This window comes from Citrobacter sp. TBCS-14 (genome assembly GCF_005280805.1).
In the GTDB taxonomy this organism is placed as follows: Bacteria; Pseudomonadota; Gammaproteobacteria; order Enterobacterales; family Enterobacteriaceae; genus Citrobacter; species Citrobacter gillenii.
On sequence record NZ_SZWM01000170.1, the window covers coordinates 1 to 522 of the forward strand.

1 pseudogene is annotated in these 522 nt (G+C 55.1%); it reads right to left on the reverse strand.

Annotated elements, in window-relative coordinates:
• A pseudogene (argS, locus tag FDX22_RS08600) lies at positions 1–522 on the reverse strand (arginine--tRNA ligase); the annotation flags it as partial.

Below are 522 nucleotides of genomic sequence, written 5' to 3' on the forward strand. Positions count from 1 at the left end.
GGGTGTAAGCATACTGCATGTACGGCGCGGTATTGCCTTCGAACGCCAGCATGTTGTCCCAGTCGAAGATATAGTCGGTGGTACGGTTTTTCGACAGATCCGCATACTTCACCGCGCCGATACCAACGGCATTCGCCAGTTTTTCCAGCTCATCAGCAGGCATGTCCGGGTTCTTCTCGGCCACCAGACGACGTGCGCGCTCCAGCGCTTCATCCAGCAGATCGGCCAGTTTTACCGTGCCGCCCGCACGTGTTTTGAACGGTTTACCATCTTTACCCAGCATCATGCCGAACATATGGTGTTCCAGCGGTACGGAGTCCGGCACATAACCGGCTTTACGCACGATGGTCCATGCCTGCATTAAATGCTGATGCTGGCNGACGGGAGTCGATGTAATAGAGGACGCGGTCGGCGTGCAGCGTTTCGTAACGATACTTCGCACAGGCGATATCGGTCGTGGTGTAGAGATAGCCGCCATCTTTCTTCTGAATGATAACGCCCATCGGTTCGCCTTCCTTGTTC